The 15,108-nt window shown below is 67.3% G+C and carries 14 protein-coding genes and 1 pseudogene; 7 read left to right on the top strand and 8 right to left on the bottom strand.

What is annotated here, in order from left to right:
* Nucleotides 1–4: 4 nt before the first annotated feature.
* Nucleotides 5–483 (bottom strand): annotated as a pseudogene (locus ACWDR4_RS45515) (IS5 family transposase); the annotation flags it as partial.
* 2 nt (nucleotides 484–485) lie between these two features.
* Between ACWDR4_RS45515 and ACWDR4_RS45510 the strand changes: the two are divergent.
* From ACWDR4_RS45510 to ACWDR4_RS45500, 3 genes are all read left to right on the top strand, one after another.
* Nucleotides 486–818: a hypothetical protein gene (locus ACWDR4_RS45510; protein ID WP_450417528.1), complete on the top strand. Its 333-nt coding sequence runs from the start codon at nucleotides 486–488 to the stop codon at nucleotides 816–818.
* A gap of 474 nt (nucleotides 819–1,292) precedes the next feature.
* Nucleotides 1,293–1,508 carry a type II toxin-antitoxin system VapB family antitoxin gene (locus tag ACWDR4_RS45505; protein ID WP_450417507.1) on the top strand — a complete coding sequence of 72 codons (216 nt, stop codon included), beginning with the start codon at nucleotides 1,293–1,295 and terminating at the stop codon, nucleotides 1,506–1,508.
* On the top strand, nucleotides 1,505–1,921 hold the full coding sequence (locus ACWDR4_RS45500) for a PIN domain-containing protein (protein WP_450417505.1): 417 nt from the start codon (nucleotides 1,505–1,507) through the stop codon (nucleotides 1,919–1,921). The genes ACWDR4_RS45505 and ACWDR4_RS45500 overlap by 4 nt, the downstream gene beginning before the upstream one ends.
* 115 nt (nucleotides 1,922–2,036) lie before the next feature.
* Here ACWDR4_RS45500 and ACWDR4_RS45495 read toward each other — a convergent pair whose 3' ends face one another.
* The 5 genes from ACWDR4_RS45495 to ACWDR4_RS45475 are packed head-to-tail and all read right to left on the bottom strand — an operon-like array spanning nucleotide 2,037 to nucleotide 8,571.
* Nucleotides 2,037–2,996 (bottom strand): ABC transporter permease, encoded by a 960-nt coding sequence (locus tag ACWDR4_RS45495; RefSeq protein WP_450417503.1) that lies wholly within the window; start codon nucleotides 2,994–2,996, stop codon nucleotides 2,037–2,039.
* Nucleotides 2,993–4,195, bottom strand: a complete 1,203-nt coding sequence (locus ACWDR4_RS45490; protein ID WP_450417501.1) for an ABC transporter permease — start codon at nucleotides 4,193–4,195, stop codon at nucleotides 2,993–2,995. The genes ACWDR4_RS45495 and ACWDR4_RS45490 overlap by 4 nt, the downstream gene beginning before the upstream one ends.
* On the bottom strand, nucleotides 4,192–5,796 hold the full coding sequence (locus ACWDR4_RS45485; RefSeq protein ID WP_450417499.1) for an ABC transporter ATP-binding protein: 1,605 nt from the start codon (nucleotides 5,794–5,796) through the stop codon (nucleotides 4,192–4,194). Before ACWDR4_RS45485 ends, ACWDR4_RS45490 begins: the two co-directional genes overlap by 4 nt.
* Nucleotides 5,797–5,836: 40 nt before the next feature.
* Nucleotides 5,837–7,021, bottom strand: a complete 1,185-nt coding sequence (locus ACWDR4_RS45480) for a BMP family ABC transporter substrate-binding protein (RefSeq protein ID WP_450417497.1) — start codon at nucleotides 7,019–7,021, stop codon at nucleotides 5,837–5,839.
* 5 nt (nucleotides 7,022–7,026) lie between these two features.
* Complete coding sequence (locus ACWDR4_RS45475; RefSeq protein WP_450417495.1) at nucleotides 7,027–8,571, bottom strand: amidase; 1,545 nt, start codon at nucleotides 8,569–8,571, stop codon at nucleotides 7,027–7,029.
* A 217-nt stretch (nucleotides 8,572–8,788) separates the two neighbouring features.
* Here ACWDR4_RS45475 and ACWDR4_RS45470 point away from each other — a divergent pair, with 217 nt between their 5' ends.
* Entirely contained in the window at nucleotides 8,789–9,715 is a 927-nt protein-coding gene (locus tag ACWDR4_RS45470) for a LysR family transcriptional regulator (protein ID WP_450417493.1), read from the top strand.
* A gap of 923 nt (nucleotides 9,716–10,638) precedes the next feature.
* Here ACWDR4_RS45470 and ACWDR4_RS45465 read toward each other — a convergent pair.
* Nucleotides 10,639–10,776: a hypothetical protein gene (locus ACWDR4_RS45465; protein ID WP_450417491.1), complete on the bottom strand. Its 138-nt coding sequence runs from the start codon at nucleotides 10,774–10,776 to the stop codon at nucleotides 10,639–10,641.
* A 110-nt stretch (nucleotides 10,777–10,886) separates the two neighbouring features.
* Between ACWDR4_RS45465 and ACWDR4_RS45460 the strand changes: the two genes are divergently transcribed.
* The 3 genes from ACWDR4_RS45460 (at nucleotide 10,887) to ACWDR4_RS45450 (ending at nucleotide 14,107) form a co-directional block, all read left to right on the top strand.
* The gene (locus tag ACWDR4_RS45460) at nucleotides 10,887–11,393 is read left to right on the top strand and encodes a hypothetical protein (RefSeq protein ID WP_450417489.1); all 507 of its coding nucleotides are present in this window, start codon (nucleotides 10,887–10,889) and stop codon (nucleotides 11,391–11,393) included.
* Between the two features lie 91 nt (nucleotides 11,394–11,484).
* Nucleotides 11,485–12,990, top strand: coding sequence for a GMC family oxidoreductase (locus tag ACWDR4_RS45455; protein WP_450417527.1), 1,506 nt, complete (start codon nucleotides 11,485–11,487; stop codon nucleotides 12,988–12,990).
* A gap of 964 nt (nucleotides 12,991–13,954) precedes the next feature.
* Nucleotides 13,955–14,107 (top strand): hypothetical protein, encoded by a 153-nt coding sequence (locus ACWDR4_RS45450; protein ID WP_450417487.1) that lies wholly within the window; start codon nucleotides 13,955–13,957, stop codon nucleotides 14,105–14,107.
* Nucleotides 14,108–14,334: 227 nt separating this feature from the next.
* Here ACWDR4_RS45450 and ACWDR4_RS45445 read toward each other — a convergent pair.
* A partial coding sequence (locus ACWDR4_RS45445) for a nuclear transport factor 2 family protein (RefSeq protein WP_450417486.1) occupies nucleotides 14,335–15,108 on the bottom strand: 774 nt, incomplete at its 5' end.

The raw sequence follows: 15,108 nt of genomic DNA, 5'->3' as shown, positions 1-15,108 counted from the left end.
ACGGCTAATACAAAGAGCCGAGTTGTCGGTGGGTGATGAGGCGGCAGGCGAGTTTGAGGAACGCTTCGTGGATGTCGGCTCTGCGTTCCCAGCGGATCCGTAGTCGTCGGAATCCATGGAACCAGGCGAAGGTGCGCTTGCCCCCCACCGGTAGGTGCCTAGCCCGGTGCCAAGGCGCGTGCCTCGACGGGCGATGGCCGGCACGATGCCGCGGGCGCTGACATGGTCGCGGCAGATGTCGTGGTCCTAGCCGCGGTCGGCGAAGAGTGAGTCCGGTCTGCGGCGGGGCCGGCCGACCCGGCCGCGGACCGGTGGGATTGCGTCGAGGAGGGGCAGCAACTGGGTGACGTCGCTGCGATTGCCTCCGGTCAGGATGACCGCGAGCGGGGTGCCGTGCTCGTCGGTGATCAGGTGGTGCTTTGAGCCGGCCCGGCCCAGGTTGATCGGCGAGGGGCCCGTGTGGATACCCCTTTTAAGGCTCTGACGTGGAACGCAAGAAGGATCTCGACACCTGGGACCTGACACTCACATGTGACCACGTTGCCAAGCACGTTCAGCACCGCAGCAACAGTTGCGTCTCGACTCGCGTTGTCGACTGCCCGGAGTGCGGTGAACGCCGCGGCATTGTGCAGTGCGTCCGTGTGGGCCCGGCCTCCACCGATGAGGCCATCCAGGCTGATCGCGCAGCAGCGGATCGGCAGCGACTGGCTGGAGAATTGGCAGCTGCTCAGGAGAAGCTCCGGCGCGAAGAGCGCAAGGCTGAGGCGACGCGTCGCCGAGTCGAGGAGATAGAGACGCAGCTCAGGCCCGGGTCCTGAAGGCGGGAGGCGCTGGACTGCGTGAGCGATGCGGGAGCGGACGGGGAAGCATCCATTGGATCTGGCGTCATGCCAGCGCGGTCAAACAAGTCTCTGGCCAGGGAGAACAGGACTGACAGTGATCACTGAGCATCACCCGTCATGATCTTGCAGGCTCTCGTAATGCGTAGGTCTCGGGTTCGAATCCCGAAGGCGGCTCAAGAAGCCCCAGGTCAAAGCCATTGAGACCTTCCGTGAAGATCGCGGAAGGTCTTTTTGCGTGCCGGATGGGAACATCCTGGGAACGTCGGTTGTGGTGGGCTTTCTCCTTTCTGTGCCTGTTCGCGTCTCAAGCGGGGCGGTCTGAGTTGAAGGTGGACTGGCGGCTCGTTCACTGTGCGTAGGTGAAGAGCGGTGACCTGTCTCCATCTGATATCGCCTGTCGTGGATTTTGATATCGCGGGCAAGTCGCGGTGCACTGGACCAGGAGGACGTATGGCTCGAACCGCCATCGACGTCGACGATGAGATGCTCGCTGCGGCGGCCGAGATCTTCGGCACCACGACCAAGGTCGCGACAGTGAACGCGGCCTTGGAGGATGTGATCAAGCGTCGGAAGCGGGGATCCTTCCTGGGCTGGCTCGCTGAGGGCGGGCTGCCCGACCTGACCGGTCCGGTCGAGACGGCGGACGACCCGCACCAGGCCGCATGAGCGAGCGGTACCTCATCGACAAGTCTGCCCTTGCCCGCTATCCGAAGCGGGCCGTCCGAGCCGTGATCGATCCGCTGCACAACGCGGGACCGCTGGCCGTGTGCGGAGCTGTCGAGCTTGAGGTTCTGCACAGCGCACGGTCCAAGGCGGACGCGGAACGTATCCGTGACGAAATGCGGGGCTTCGACTGGTTGCCTACTCCCGACGAGGCTTGGGATCGTGCGCTGGACGTGCGGACGCGATTCATCGCGGCCGGGAACTGGAAGGCCCTGTCGGTCTCGGACCTGGTCATCGCCGCGACCGCCGAACGCAACGGCGCAACCGTCCTGCACTACGACGGCGACTACGACCGGATCGCGAGCGTGACGGGCCAACCGATGCGCTGGGTGGTCCGGCTCGGGACCGCCGACTGACGGTCTCGGCACGCGTCAAGCCGACTTGTCCTGCTCTACGGAATGACGGCCCAGCATTCGCCGCATGTCACCGATCGGGCGGCCCGGGGCGGGGTTTTCTTCGGGCGGCCTGTCCTCAGTGGTCCTCGCGGATGTAGGGCTGCCCGAGTGCCGCTGGAGCGCCCAGCCGCTGCTTTGCCCAGACGCTGGACGCGAGGACGAGGACGAGGATTGTCGTCAGGTAGGGCAGCGCCGCGAAGAGTTCGGGTGGGAGAGTGACTCCGTGTGCCTGGAGGTTGAATCCGAGGCTGCTCACGACTCCGAACAGATACGCGCCCGCCAGCACCAGGGCGGGACGCCAGAACGCGAAGATCACCAGAGCGAGGGCGATCCATCCGGCGCCTGCCGTGATGCCGTCCGTCCAGGTCGGAGTGATCGCCAGCGCGTAGTAGGCACCTCCCAGGCCGGCCAGTGCTCCGCCGACGAGAGTGTGCGCATAACGGTAGGCGGTGACGTTGACGCCCATGGCGTCGGCGGCGCGCGGTGCCTCCCCGACCGCCCGGACGTGCAGCCCCGGCCGGGTCCGGCTCAGGTAGAACGCGATGGCGGCGACCAGTGTCCAGGACACGTACACGAGCATGTCCTGGTGGAAGAGGACGGGGCCAAGGACTGGTATGTCCTTCAGCCCGAGCAGATTGATGCCGTTGAGTTGGTGCTTGCCCGAACGGCCCCCCAGATCACCGGCGTCGGCAAGGTAGGACGAAAGTCCCGCCGTTCCACCGAAGATGCTGAGAGCCAGCCCGGAGACCACCTGATTGGCCTGGAGGGTGATGGTCACGAAGGCGTGGATGAGCGCCATGAGCGCCCCGGCGGTCATGGCGGCGAGCAGCGCCAGGAGGATGGCGCTCCATCCCGGGCCGCCAGTCTTCTGGGACACCCAGAAGCCCGTGATACCGCCGACGAGCATCATGCCTTCGATGCCGAGGTTGAGGACGCCCGACCGTTCGGTGAGCAGCTCGCCCAGGCCGGCGATGAGGAGAGGGGTCCCGTAGACGATGCCCGAGGTGATGAGGGTGATGAGGAGTGTGTCGTTCATGGCTTCGCCGTGGGTTCGGGGAGGGGGCGGATATCGGGGTTCTGCTTCTGGCTCTCGGCCGGGAGTTCCGGGGATGCCGACTGGGCCGTCCCGGGCTCCGGGTCGCTGGAATCGGCGGGTCGGCGTCGGCGGATCCGGTAGCGGGCCAGCAGTTCGGCGCTGAGCAGGCAGAACAGGACGATCCCCTGCGTGATCCCGACGAGCCCTTGCGGGAAAGCGGAGCCCTGCAGCTTGAAGCCGGCATTCGTGAGCGCACCGAAGAGCAGTGAACTGCCTATCACCGCGACCGGATTGAACCTTCCCAGGGCGGCAACGGCGATGCCGGTATAGCCCAAGGACGCGTCCTGCAGGCCCTGGGGGTCGAGCGTGTGGCTGAAGTCGCCCACCTGGCTGGCACCGGCGAATCCCGCGAACGCGCCTGACAGGAGCATCACCACCACGATGGTGCGGGTGGTGCGCAGCCCTGCGTACCGCCCAGCCTCGGGTGAGTCGGAGATGACCCGGAGCTGGAAGCCGAAGCGTGTCCATCGGAGGGTGCCGAACAGTGCGATGGCGGCGCCGAGCCCGACGAGGAGGCCGAGGGGCAGGACGGTGCCACCGAGGGTCACCTGCGGCCACCAGCCCGCGGTGTCGATCGTCTTGCCCTGGGGGAAGACCGAGGCGCTGGTCGAGGTGACGTCGCGCCAGTAGGAGCGGCTGTCGAAGATCAGGTAGTAGGCCAGTAGCCCGGAGACATAGTTGAGCATCAACGAGGTCAGGATCTCGTTGGCGTTGAGGCAGGCGCGCAGGACGCCCGGGATCGCGGCCCACAGTGCGCCTCCCAGGACGCCCGCGGTGATCGTTCCCGCGAGGATCAGGGGTCCGGGCCGGCCGCCCAGGGCCAGACCCGCGCCGGCGGCCGCGACCGCTCCCATGTAGAGCTGTCCCTCTCCGCCGATGTTGTAGAGGCGCATACGGAACGCCACGGCCGCGCACAGGCCGGTGAAGAGCAGGGGCGTGGCGTTGAGCAGTGTGGCCGAGAACGCTCCGGGATCGGTGAAGGCGGCCTGGATCATTGACCGGTAGGTGTGAATCGGGTCGTGGCCGGTGGCCAGCAGGACGCAGCCGACGAGAACCGCCGATGCCGTGAGTGCGACGGCGGGGGGTACGGACGCCGCCGGCCGGCGTGGGCTGTCGGGGCGCCGTTCGAAGCGGATCACGTGGCCGCCTCCATCCCGGCCATCATCAGGCCGATCCCGTCGCGACGGGCGCTGTCGAAGCCGGTGCGGCCGCGGTCGACGACGCCCATGACGCGGCCGTCGAACACGACCGCCACCCGGTCGGCGAGGTCGAGCACTTCGTCGAGGTCTTCGCTGATGAGGAGCACCGACAGTCCGTTGTCAGCCGCCTCGAGAAGCAAGGTGCGCACGGTGTCCATCGCGGCCACGTCGAGGCCGCGGGTGGGCGCGGCGACGACCAGGGCCTTGGGGCTGGAGGACATTTCGCGGGCGAGCAGCACTTTCTGTGCGTTGCCGCCCGAGAGTCGGCGCACCTCGTCGTCCGACCTGCCCTTGATCCCGAAGCGTGTGATGAGCTCACGGGCGTGGGAGGCGGCTCGCTTGGAACGGATGAACGGGCCGTACGAGTACTCCGGCCGACGGTGGGACTTGAGCATGAGGTTGTCGGTGATCCGTAGTCCGGGGGCGAGCCCGGTACCCATCCGGTCCTCGGGTACGTAGGCGACGCCCGCGTCCGCCGCGTCGCGTGGGCTGCCGCTCGGCAGGGCGCGTCCGGCGACGGTGACGCGCCCCGCGCTGCGGGCCCGCAGGCCGGTGATCGCCTCGGCGAGTTCCCGCTGGCCGTTGCCGGCCACCCCGGCGATGCCCACGATCTCGCCTCGGCGCACGCTGAGGGAGATCTCCCGCACCCGTGGGCGGCCGGTGTCGTCGTTGGCGCTGACCCGGTCGATTTCCAGCACCACCGGCTCGGGCTCGGGGGAGTGGGCGTGGGCGTGGGTGGAACGGTCGCGTGAGGCGGGGGACACCTCGCGTCCGACCATCAAGCGTGCCAGGTGGCGCGGGTCGGTCTTCTCTCCCTCGACGCGGACCGTGCCGACGGTGCGGCCCTTGCGCAGGACAGTGACCCGGTCGCAGACCGCCGTCACCTCGCGCAGCCGGTGGGAGATGAAGATGATCGAGCCGCCGTCCCGCGCCAGACCACGGAGGTTGGTGAAGAGCTCTTCGCTTTCCCGTGGAGTGAGCACGGTGGTGGGTTCGTCGAGGATCAGTGTGCGTGCGCCGCGGTAGAGGGCCTTGAGGATCTCCACGCGCTGGCGCTCGCCGACCGACAGCTCCCCCACGAAGGCGCGTGGAGCGACACTCAGGTGGAACCGCTCGGCGGCGGCTGCCACTTCCTCCTCGGCCGCTCGGGGGTCGAGGAGGAAGCGCCTGCGGCCGGACCTGCCGAGCACGACGTTCTCGGCGACGGTCAAGCGGTCGACGAGGCTGAAGTGCTGGTGGACCATGAACACCCCCGCGTCGTCGGCGTCACGCGGCGAACGGAACCGTACGGGCTGCCCGTTGACGGCGACCTCGCCCTCATCGGGCCGGTACAGGCCGGTGAGGATCTTGCACAGGGTTGTCTTGCCGGAGCCGTTCTCACCGAGCAGCGCGTGAATCTCTCCCGGCAGCACCTCGAAGGTGACGCGATCATTGGCGATCACGCCGGGGAAGCGGCGAGTGACGCCGCGGGCGGCGATTGCCGGCGGTGAGGGCGTACCCGGTCCGGCCTCGGTGGGCGCGGGTATGTCAGCGGTGGTCATCGATCCTTCCCAGGGTTCGTGTGGTGCTGCGGGATCTCGCTCAGTTGCTGGTCTTGATTCCGCTCACGCCCTGGACCGGGTAGTCCATCGCTTCCAGATCAGCGACGCTCGGAGTACTTCCCGCAGGGACGCGTACCTTTCCGGTGGCGTCGGTGACCGGCCCGTCGAAGACCTTCAGCTCGCCGCGTTCCATGGCGGTCTGCGCCTTGGTGATCTCGGCCTGCTCCGCTGCCGTCGCATGGCTCTTGTAGTAGGAGCCCCACGGAGCCATGGTGATCGCGCCGTCGGAGATACCCACGTAGCGGTAGCCCGGCTTCCAGGAGTTGTCCAGGACCGAGCCGATCACGCGCTCCAACTCGCTCTTCCAGGTCCACGAGGAAAGCCCCACATATGTCTTGGGGGCGACATCGCGGGTGTCGGTGGTGTCGCCGACCCACGGGATCCCCTGGTCCTGGGCGGTCCGCTGGATGGCCTGGTCGCCGACCAGGTTCCCGATCGCCTCGACACCGCTGGACGTCAGCGCCTTTGTCGCCTGCAGGTCCTTCTGGGGGTCGAACCACGAGTTGACGAAGACCGCGCGAACGGTCGCCTTCGGGTTGATCTGCTTGGCTCCGAGTTCGAAGGCGTTGACTTCTCGGATGAGGGCGGGAATCGGAAAAGAACCGACGACTCCCAGTTTCCCTTTCTCACTCACCGCGGCCGCCGCCATGCCCAGCAGGTAGTAGCTGTCCTCTGTACGCAGTCCCACGCCGGAGAAGTTCTTGTCGGCTGCGCTCTGCCAGTTGTACTGATAGAAGCGGGTAGTGGGGTGTTTTTTCGCTGCGGCAGTCATGTACTTGCCGAATCCGTAGGAGATGCCGACGATCAGGTCCGCGCCGTCCTGGACAGCCTGATCGATGACCCGCGCGGCCTCCGTCGATTCGGGGACCTTCGTCTTGAATTCCAGTTCCACGCGAGAACCGAATTTATTCTGCACAGCCTGCCGCGCGGTGTCCCAGGACTGGTCCCAGCCGCCGTCCTGCGGGGTGCCGTCGTAGAGGAAGACCGCCTTCATGGGGTTGTCGGCACTGAATTCCTCCGCGGTTGCGGCGGTGCCCGTCGGCGAGGCACTGCTGCCGCAGGCCGCCATGGCAGTAGAAGCGGCGACGAGCAGTGCGGCGGTGAGCGTACGTCTGACTCGGCGCGCGGCCGGGGTGCTCTGGCTCGGGCGACTTTGGTGCGGCATGACCGTCAACGTCCTTCTCCTGCCTGTCGTCGGCCGACGTGGTGTCGGCGCGAGGTGTCGGTGCCCGAGAGGCCCGGGTACAGATGGCTCCAGGGACGGATGAGTTCGAACGCGGCGCTCGCTGCAAGGACGGTCGCGTCCGAGTAGCGCCGGCCGATGATCTGCAGCCCTACGGGAAGCCCCTCCGGGGTGAGCCCCGCGGGGATGGAGGCCGCTGGATGCCCGGTGAGGTTCAGGGGGTAGGTCAGGCACCAGCCGATGGTCGGGTCGACGCTCACACCGTTGATCTCCGTGGGGCCGAGCGTGCGTCCCGACGCCGCGTTGTCGACGGGCGGGACGGCGACGGTCGGTGTCAGCAACAGGTCGTACCGGCCGAGACAGAGTTCCAGTGCGTCGAAGATCTGGGTACGCAGCACCCGGTCCCGCAGGATGTCGTCCGTCGACAGTGTGAGGCCTCTGTCCAGGAGGGCGACGAATTCCGGGGCGAACGAATCCCGGTGACTCCCGAGGATGTCGATGCCCCGGGCGTCGAACAGCTGCAGGAGGTCGAGGTTGGACGAGGCGGTCTGGCGCAGCCAGATGTCGCAGTGCTCCTGTGGCGAGCACGGCATGGCGAAGTCGACCGGCTCGATGTCCGCGCCCCCCTCGGTGAACGCCCGTACGGCGTCGTCGACCACCGTGGCGACCCGGCTGTCGATGGGGTACCCGCCGAAGTCGGGGCTGTAGGCGATACGCAGGCCCGTCAGATCACCGGCCATGGCGGCTGCCCAGTTGACCGGCCCGGCGGGCACGCTGAACGGATCGCGCGGGTCCCAGCCGTCGGCCATGACCGAGAGCAGCAGGGCCGCGTCGGCGACCGTTCGAGCCACCACCCCGCTGGTTGCCAGGGGTGCGTGTTTGAAAGCGTTCGGGCGGGCCGCCCGCGGTACGACGCCGAACGTGGCCTTGTACCCGTACACCCCGCACCACGCCGCGGGGATACGGATCGACCCGCCGGCATCGGACGCCTGAGCCACCGCGGCGAGGCCGTCCGCGACCGCGGCCGCGCTGCCTCCGGAGGACCCTCCGGCGTTCTTGCCGATGGCGAACGGAGTGCTGGTCGGGCCGACCAGCGTGTTGTCCGTGGTGCCCTTGTGCCCGAACTCCGGCACGTTCGTCTTGCCGAGCACGATCGCACCGGCACTCTCCAGCCGGGCGATGTCGGTGGCGTCCGAGGACGGGACGAAATCCGCGAACAGCGAGGATCCGAAGGTGTTCGGCACTTCGGCCTTGAAGTCGTAGAGATCCTTGATGGCGATCGGAACGCCGTGCAACGGGCCGACCTCGTCGCCTCGGGCCAGCGCCTCGTCGGCCCGCCGTGCCGCCTCCAGAGCGGAATCGGCAAGCACGGTTATATACGCGTTGAGCTCAGGGTCACGCTTTTCGATGCGCTCCAGGAACTCGCCGACGGCTTCGCGTGCCGAAACGTCACCGCTTCGCAAACGGGCGGCGATTTGAGCTGCTGGTTCAAAGCACAATCCGCTCGGTCCTGGCCCTGGATCCACCGACATCTCTCTCCAGCCTTCTGATCAAGAAAATGGGGCCAGGCGGCAGCGTGAGAAAGGGCGAAAGGGGAACCGCTCTGCACTGAGCGGACTGCCTGGCGAACGCATATCGGCCTGCGAACCGCTGCCGGAAATATCGCGTGGCATCACAGTAGGATGAAGCGACCCATTGGACAAAGACGAACATCGACTGCCGTCCATTGGGATTCGCAATGGAGGATCCATGCTTCCCGATCTCAAGCAACTCGCCTACTGGCTGGCCGTCGTCGAAGAGGGATCCCTGACACGAGCGGCCAAGCGGCTGTCCATCTCCCAGCCCTGGCTCTCCCAGCAGATCCGCGCCCTTGAGCGCGACCTCGGCGGCGACCTCCTTGAGCGCCTTCCGCACGGCGTGCAGCCCACTCCGGCCGGACGTGCCCTCCTGCCTGAGGCGCGGGCCGTCGTGGCAGCGGCCGAGCACGCGCGCCAGACCGTTCGCGAGGCCCTCGACCTGGAGGGCGGCACCCTTGAGGTCGGCGCACTGGTCTCACACCTCACCGGACCGCTGCTGGGCTCGATCGAGCAGTGGCACGACCGTCACCGAGCCGTCCCGATGGGGATCCATTGCTTCAAGGGGCGCCTGCTGCTCCAGGAGGGCGTGGCCCGCGGACTGACCGACCTCGGCATCGCACCGCGGCCGGCTCGATGGGACGGTCCCGTCGTCGTCCTCGGCTGGGACGAGATCGTGGCCGTCCTGCCTGCGGACGACCCCCTGTTGCGGACTCGTACCCAACTCAGGCTTGACGAACTGGCCGATCGCCCCTTCGTCCTCTACGAGCGCGACTTCGGCCCCGCCGACTCTGTGCTGGTCGCCTGCGGCAGCGCGGGGTTCCAGCCCCGGGGTGTCGTCTCCACTCCCGGAGTCGAAGCGGCTGCCCGACTCGCTGCCGCCGGCCTCGGCACCGCGCTGGTACCAGCTTGGAACGTCCCGCCGGAGCTGAAGCCGGTAACCCGCCGTCTCACCCCGCCGATCGGCGCCGAACTGACCGCGTTCACCCGCACCTCCTGGTCCGCTGCAGCCACCGCATATCTCGACATCCTCCGCGAGCAGCCGTGGCCGGCGAAGCCGACTGGCGCCGTCGAACTCAACCCGCGGCTCATCGAGCACTGATCCGACCGATGTCCGGGGTATCCGGACCCGCAGGATGACTGCTCGCGACGGGGCGGTCAGGCCCCGGGCGCGGTAGCGATCTTGTTTCGACGTGGGCACTCTGCTGCGGGGGTGTGCTTCCGGGCGCGGCCAGTAAGAGCCGTTGACGCGTGAGGACATGCGGACTGGTGCCCAGCCAGGCGGATGCGCTTGCGGAACGGTCCGACACTTTTCCCGGTGGCTGCGCTACGCTGTCATTGCGCGTCTGACCTGCGATAACGGTCACTGGCTCCACCCCGGGTGCAGGGGGTGGGGCGCCTGCCTCATCCCAATGCGGGTGTGTAGCTCCCCGCTTCGAAACCCCTCGGCCCGTCGGCGGATCTGGCCGCTCAGCGGGGTGTCGCCCTGTCCCGGTAAGGTGCACGCCGGCCGTTCCCAGGGTCCGATGGGAACGTGGTGGGAACATGAGGATTAAGAACGATCGAGAAGGACTGAGAAGGGCCGAGTACGCGGATGGCCTGTGAGCTGCTGGTATCACGCAGCGTGAGTAAGGTTGAGATGATCTGAGTAGATCATGTGCCGACTCGTAATGCGTAGGTCTCGGGTTCGAATCCCGAAGGCGGCTCCGAGGAACCCCAGGACTCACTCGCCGTGACCTGGGGTTTCTTGTTTCTGTTGACCTTGGAATCCGGGCTGATCGGGCATCTTTGGGTTACGCATCGCAATGCGTAGGTCTGGGATCGACGGCCAGTGGCCGTTTCGATTCACAGGGCTTTGATCTGGCCTTTTGTTCCGTGTTGTCGGTCGGCTCGGGCCTGTCGGGTTCGGTGTGGTGGCCGTGTGGTGGCCAAGCGTGCAGCGATCGTGCAAACGGGTCCCGATCCGCCGTGCGGTCACAGGCGTGCTCGGGGCCGCAGAGTTGTGTCATCCGGACAATCCCGTGATCAACGCGCTCCGCCTGGGGCGCAGTCGGCAACCCGCTCGTAGCGCGGCTCCTGCGCCTGCAACAGTTGGCGCTCAACAGCCTCAGTCAGGTTCGGGTTGTCGATGAGGACGCCGAACTCGACGATGCTGCGGGCCACCCTCGTGACCGTGACCGACCCGCCCGCCGCGAGACCCCCGCCGGCACACGCACCGCGAATACTTCGGCACAGCCACCCCAATTACGTCGGCACCCCCACCCTGCCCGCCCGTGAACGAACCGAAGTATGTGCTCCAACGTTGTCTTATGGCGCTCAGGTTCCGAACGGACGTCGCGGTGGTTCAAGTGCGTGCTGTGTCGGTTTTCCTAAGCTTCGACGGCAGAGGGAACACCCGGGCTGTTCCTCGACGGGTACACACCAAAGACGAGAAACTCGTGAACCAAGAGAATTCCGGCCGCGTGGCCGTCATCGCAGGTACCGGCGCCGACATGGACATCCCCAATGGGGTGATCGGCAGTGTGCGGATCGGGCGTGCCCAGGCCCGCCGGATCAAGGTGATCGTTTGCCACCGGGTCACCTCGGTGTCTGTCAGCACCAGCAACGCTCACACCAGCAGGGGCGGGTGGCGGGCCTCCATCCGGACAGCCGTGCTCCACTGGATCCTGCTCGCTGCTGATCAGCCGGTTCCACGGCTTCTGCGCGCCGAGCCCGGACACGGCTGGGTGACCCACAGGGCTGACGCGAAGACAGTCATCTTCACTTTTAGACCCCTTTAGTACATAAGCATAATCAGTTCCTTGATCGTCGAGGAGCTGATTTTCTGAAATCCGGTGGTCGGACAAGGCTGCCGTGGAAAGCGGAGACGTGATGGTCAAGAGTCCTTATGACTATGTCGTGGTGGGAGCGGGGACATCGGGATGCGTGATTGCCTCCAGGCTTTCGGAACGCCCCGGCGTGCGGGTGTTGCTGCTGGAGTCCGGAACCCGGGACGCAACCGAGACGATGGCATCTCCTTGGGGCTTCCTGGGGTTCGACCCGTCATCCCTCTGGCTGGGCGCCTCGACCGTGCAGGCCGGTACAGGCAGGGCCGCTGACGTACTGCGCGGCAAAGCGCTCGGCGGATCGTCGAGCATCAACGGCCTCTATCACCTGCGGGGGCACCGCTCCGGTTACGACGAATGGCCCGGCCTCGGTGCTTCAGGCTGGGGTTTCGACGATCTGCTGCCCTATTTCCGCCGCAGCGAGAGCACTCGCAGCCGTAATGCCTCCGTGCGGGGCACGGACGGGCCGGTCGTGGTCGCCCCGGTCCCGGAACCCCATCCCCTGGCCACGGCGGGCGTCGACGCCGCGGTGGAGGCCGGGTTCGCACGCGCCGATGACATCGGCAGCGGGCTGGAGACCGGGTTCGGGTGGAGTGACATGAATCTGCCCGGCGGCGCCCGCCAGAGCGCGGCCGACGCCTACATCCGTCCGTTCCTCGACCGGCCGAACCTGGACGTCGTCACGGACGCGACCGTGCAGCGGCTGCGCACCACCGCGGGCCGCTGCACCGGCGTCGAGTACACCATCGGCGGCGAGCACCGGTCCGTCGACACCACCGAGGTGGTACTGACCGCAGGAGCCATCGGTTCCGCACACCTCCTGATGCTGTCAGGGATCGGCCCGGCACAACACCTTGAGGAACACGGCATCGACGTCGTCGCCGACCTGCCGGGAGTGGGCTCCCATCTGCAGGACCATCCGATGGCGGGCGTGGTGTACGAGGCCATCCAGCCCGTACCGTTCGTTCCTGCCAACCCGCCGGCCGAGATGATGGGCCTGCTGTACAGCGACTCCGCCGCGGCCCGGCCGGACCTTCAGGTCTACATCGTCGCCGCACCGCTCCCGTCGGCATGGGGCCAGCCGCCGGCCAACGGCTACTCCATCGCTTTCTCCGCGATGGCTCCGCACAGCAGCGGCACCGTGCGTCTGGCGGACGCCAATCCCGGCAGCGCTCCCGTCGTCGACCCCGGCTACCTGAGCGACGACCGTGACCTGGACGTCATGCGCAAGGGCCTGGCCCTTGCACGCCGCATCGGGGAGGCCGACGCGTTCGCCGACTGGCGCAAGCAGGAAGCGGTGCCGGGCTCCGGGACGAGCGGCGAATCCGTGGACGAGTTCATCCGCAAGGCCACCGGCCCCTACTTCCACTACACCGGCACCTGCCGCATGGGAACCGACGCCGATGCAGTCGTCGACCCTGCGAACCTGCGCGTACACGGAATAGCCGGACTGCGGATCGCCGATGCCTCGGTGATGCCGTCCATCCCCTCGGCCAACACCAACGCGACCGTCTACGCCATCGCCGAACGGGCCGCCGAACTGCTCGACTGAGCCTTCTTCAACGCCCACGGCGCTTCCACAACGCGCTCATCCCCGACGCCCGGACCGCCGGCAGCTGGTCGGAGTCTTCGACCAGCTGCCGATATCGTGCTTGCCGAACTCAGGACGGCCGGCGAACTCAACGGGTCCAGGACCTGTGTGGACGGCCGTCACATACGCGCGAAAGAGGGGAAGCTGACGCCGGTCCGCCGTCGGAAGGCGGGCAGCAAACACCACCCAATGGTGAGCCACGGGGCGGAGGATCACCTCTCAGCTCGCCGGGAACCGCCGAGTTCCTGAGACTACCGAGGGCCCCGCGGGCACCGCCGGCGAGGTCACCCAGACCCGCGCCCTCATCGACAACATCCCGCCGCGGTCACATGCCCATGTCTCCCGTGTTGTCGCACAGGGGATGAAGATGCTGTTGTTCTCGGTGGACTCGAAGGCGGTGAAGAACCATCTGGAGAGTCCGGTGCTGTCCGGCGAAGAAGCGGCCGGGTGTTGGTACACCGGTCGATCTCGGATGGCACACCGATCTGCCTGGACGGCGAGACGATGATGTCGGTCGAGCCGTTGTGTTCGTGGGGCCGGAGCATGTCCTACGCCGATCTGGCCCGCTCCACGCTGAGTCCGGACCCAGTTACAGGAACGGCCCATTGGTACGTCAGCCTGGGGCAAGGAGTCCGGGCTGCTGGATCAGTTCTTCGGGTTCGCCGTCGACGAGGGATGTCTGTCACGGCGGCCGGTGCGGGTGGCGGCCCGAGGCCGCAATCCGCTCGCGCCCCGGGTCCGGCGGGACCTGGACATTCGGCACCTCACGCTTGATCAGTACCGCTGCTTCCGCGACGTCGGCCTGGGTGGGCAGCGGCCGGACTCTCGGGTCGCCCCGGCCTTTCGGGGCTGGGCCCCGCACCGCAACCGCGCTGGGTCCGATCTGGCCCTGGGCTCGGGGGCGCGTCGGCAGGAGTGGGCGACGGTGCTGCTGCCCGAGCTCGGCATCGGGGTCAATCCGCTCGGCCGGGCGGCGGAGTTCACGGTTCAAGCCTGCGCGAAATACGGCAAGGCCCGCACCGTCTACGTTCCTGAGGACGCGGTCGGATCGGGCGACACCGAAGCCGCCAATTGTTGATCTTGGGTTCTGCGTTGGGCGGAGCCGTCACCCGTTCAACTCGGTGTTGTTGGTTTGATGTTGGGCTGTCGTCTGGGCCGGGTGGGGATCTCGACCTCGATCGAGCGGACCGCGTACTCGCAGTTCAAGCGGCTGGCCATCCCCTTCGGGATACCGCATAGCACTGGGATACACCCACCAGCGACATCACAGTTGCCCTGAACCGATACCTCAGCAGTCGCTGAGCTTCACGCGGCGTTGTCCAGACCGACGAACACCTTCGCGATACGCCACTCGCCTTCGGCAGGCTGCAGAGTGAACGTGTAGAAGCCGGTCGCGATCACGGTCGCGCTCCCGACCGCGTTCGACGTCAGCATCAGGTAGGCCCACACCACTGCCGTGTCGGCGTCCGCACGGCGGAAGACCATGTTGATCAGGTTGTGCCTTCGCTGATCGGTTTGCGCTTCCGTTGCCTCGCGCACCAGGTCGAGAATCGCCGCGTGTCCGACGAAGGGGCCCTGCTCGACCTCACCGGCGATGCTGGCCGTCCAGGTGGCGTCTTCGGTCAGGACGCCCGCCAACGTCAACAGATCTCCGTGATCCAGGGCGAAGGCGTAGCGTGCCAGCGTCTGCTGCACGGCGAGCCGCTCTGCAGGGTCGAGTTTCACCTCTCCCGCCGGCGTTGTGTCGAGGTGGCTGCTTCCCCAGCCGAAAGCCGCAGTTGTCGTCATATCAAACCTCGCTCGTGCTCGGTTGTCGGGTGAAAGATCGGGCGCGCAGAGCGACAGCGGCCACTCGGCGTGCGCCGGGAAGGCAGAGGGCCTGACATGAGCGGCGCGGCGCTTTGCGACCGACCGCTCTCCACCGTCAGGACGCCGGACCGCTGCCGCCGGCGACAGTGACGTGCCGGCCGGTGATGTCGCCGTTCCGCCGGCATCAGGAATGCGACCGACTCGGCGATCTCCTGCGGCGGGTCCGGGTTCGGGATCAGGCAGCTCTCGGATCTCGATGGATCCCCGTCC

The organism is Streptomyces sp. NPDC000878, assembly GCF_053599695.1.
The sequence above is the reverse complement of the archived record's forward strand: the minus strand, read 5'-3'. Positions and strand labels throughout refer to the sequence as shown.

Bases quoted from the DNA above. Each gene is read 5' to 3' on its own strand.
- ACWDR4_RS45505 (WP_450417507.1), top strand. From the start codon at position 1,293: ATGGCTCGAACCGCCATCGACGTCGACGATGAGATGCTCGCTGCGGCG.
- ACWDR4_RS45500 (WP_450417505.1), top strand. From the start codon at position 1,505: ATGAGCGAGCGGTACCTCATCGACAAGTCTGCCCTTGCCCGCTATCCG.
- ACWDR4_RS45495 (WP_450417503.1), bottom strand. From the start codon at position 2,996: ATGAACGACACACTCCTCATCACCCTCATCACCTCGGGCATCGTCTAC.
- ACWDR4_RS45485 (WP_450417499.1), bottom strand. From the start codon at position 5,796: ATGACCACCGCTGACATACCCGCGCCCACCGAGGCCGGACCGGGTACG.
- ACWDR4_RS45480 (WP_450417497.1), bottom strand. From the start codon at position 7,021: ATGCCGCACCAAAGTCGCCCGAGCCAGAGCACCCCGGCCGCGCGCCGA.
- ACWDR4_RS45475 (WP_450417495.1), bottom strand. From the start codon at position 8,571: ATGTCGGTGGATCCAGGGCCAGGACCGAGCGGATTGTGCTTTGAACCA.
- ACWDR4_RS45470 (WP_450417493.1), top strand. From the start codon at position 8,789: ATGCTTCCCGATCTCAAGCAACTCGCCTACTGGCTGGCCGTCGTCGAA.
- ACWDR4_RS45455 (WP_450417527.1), top strand. From the start codon at position 11,485: ATGGTCAAGAGTCCTTATGACTATGTCGTGGTGGGAGCGGGGACATCG.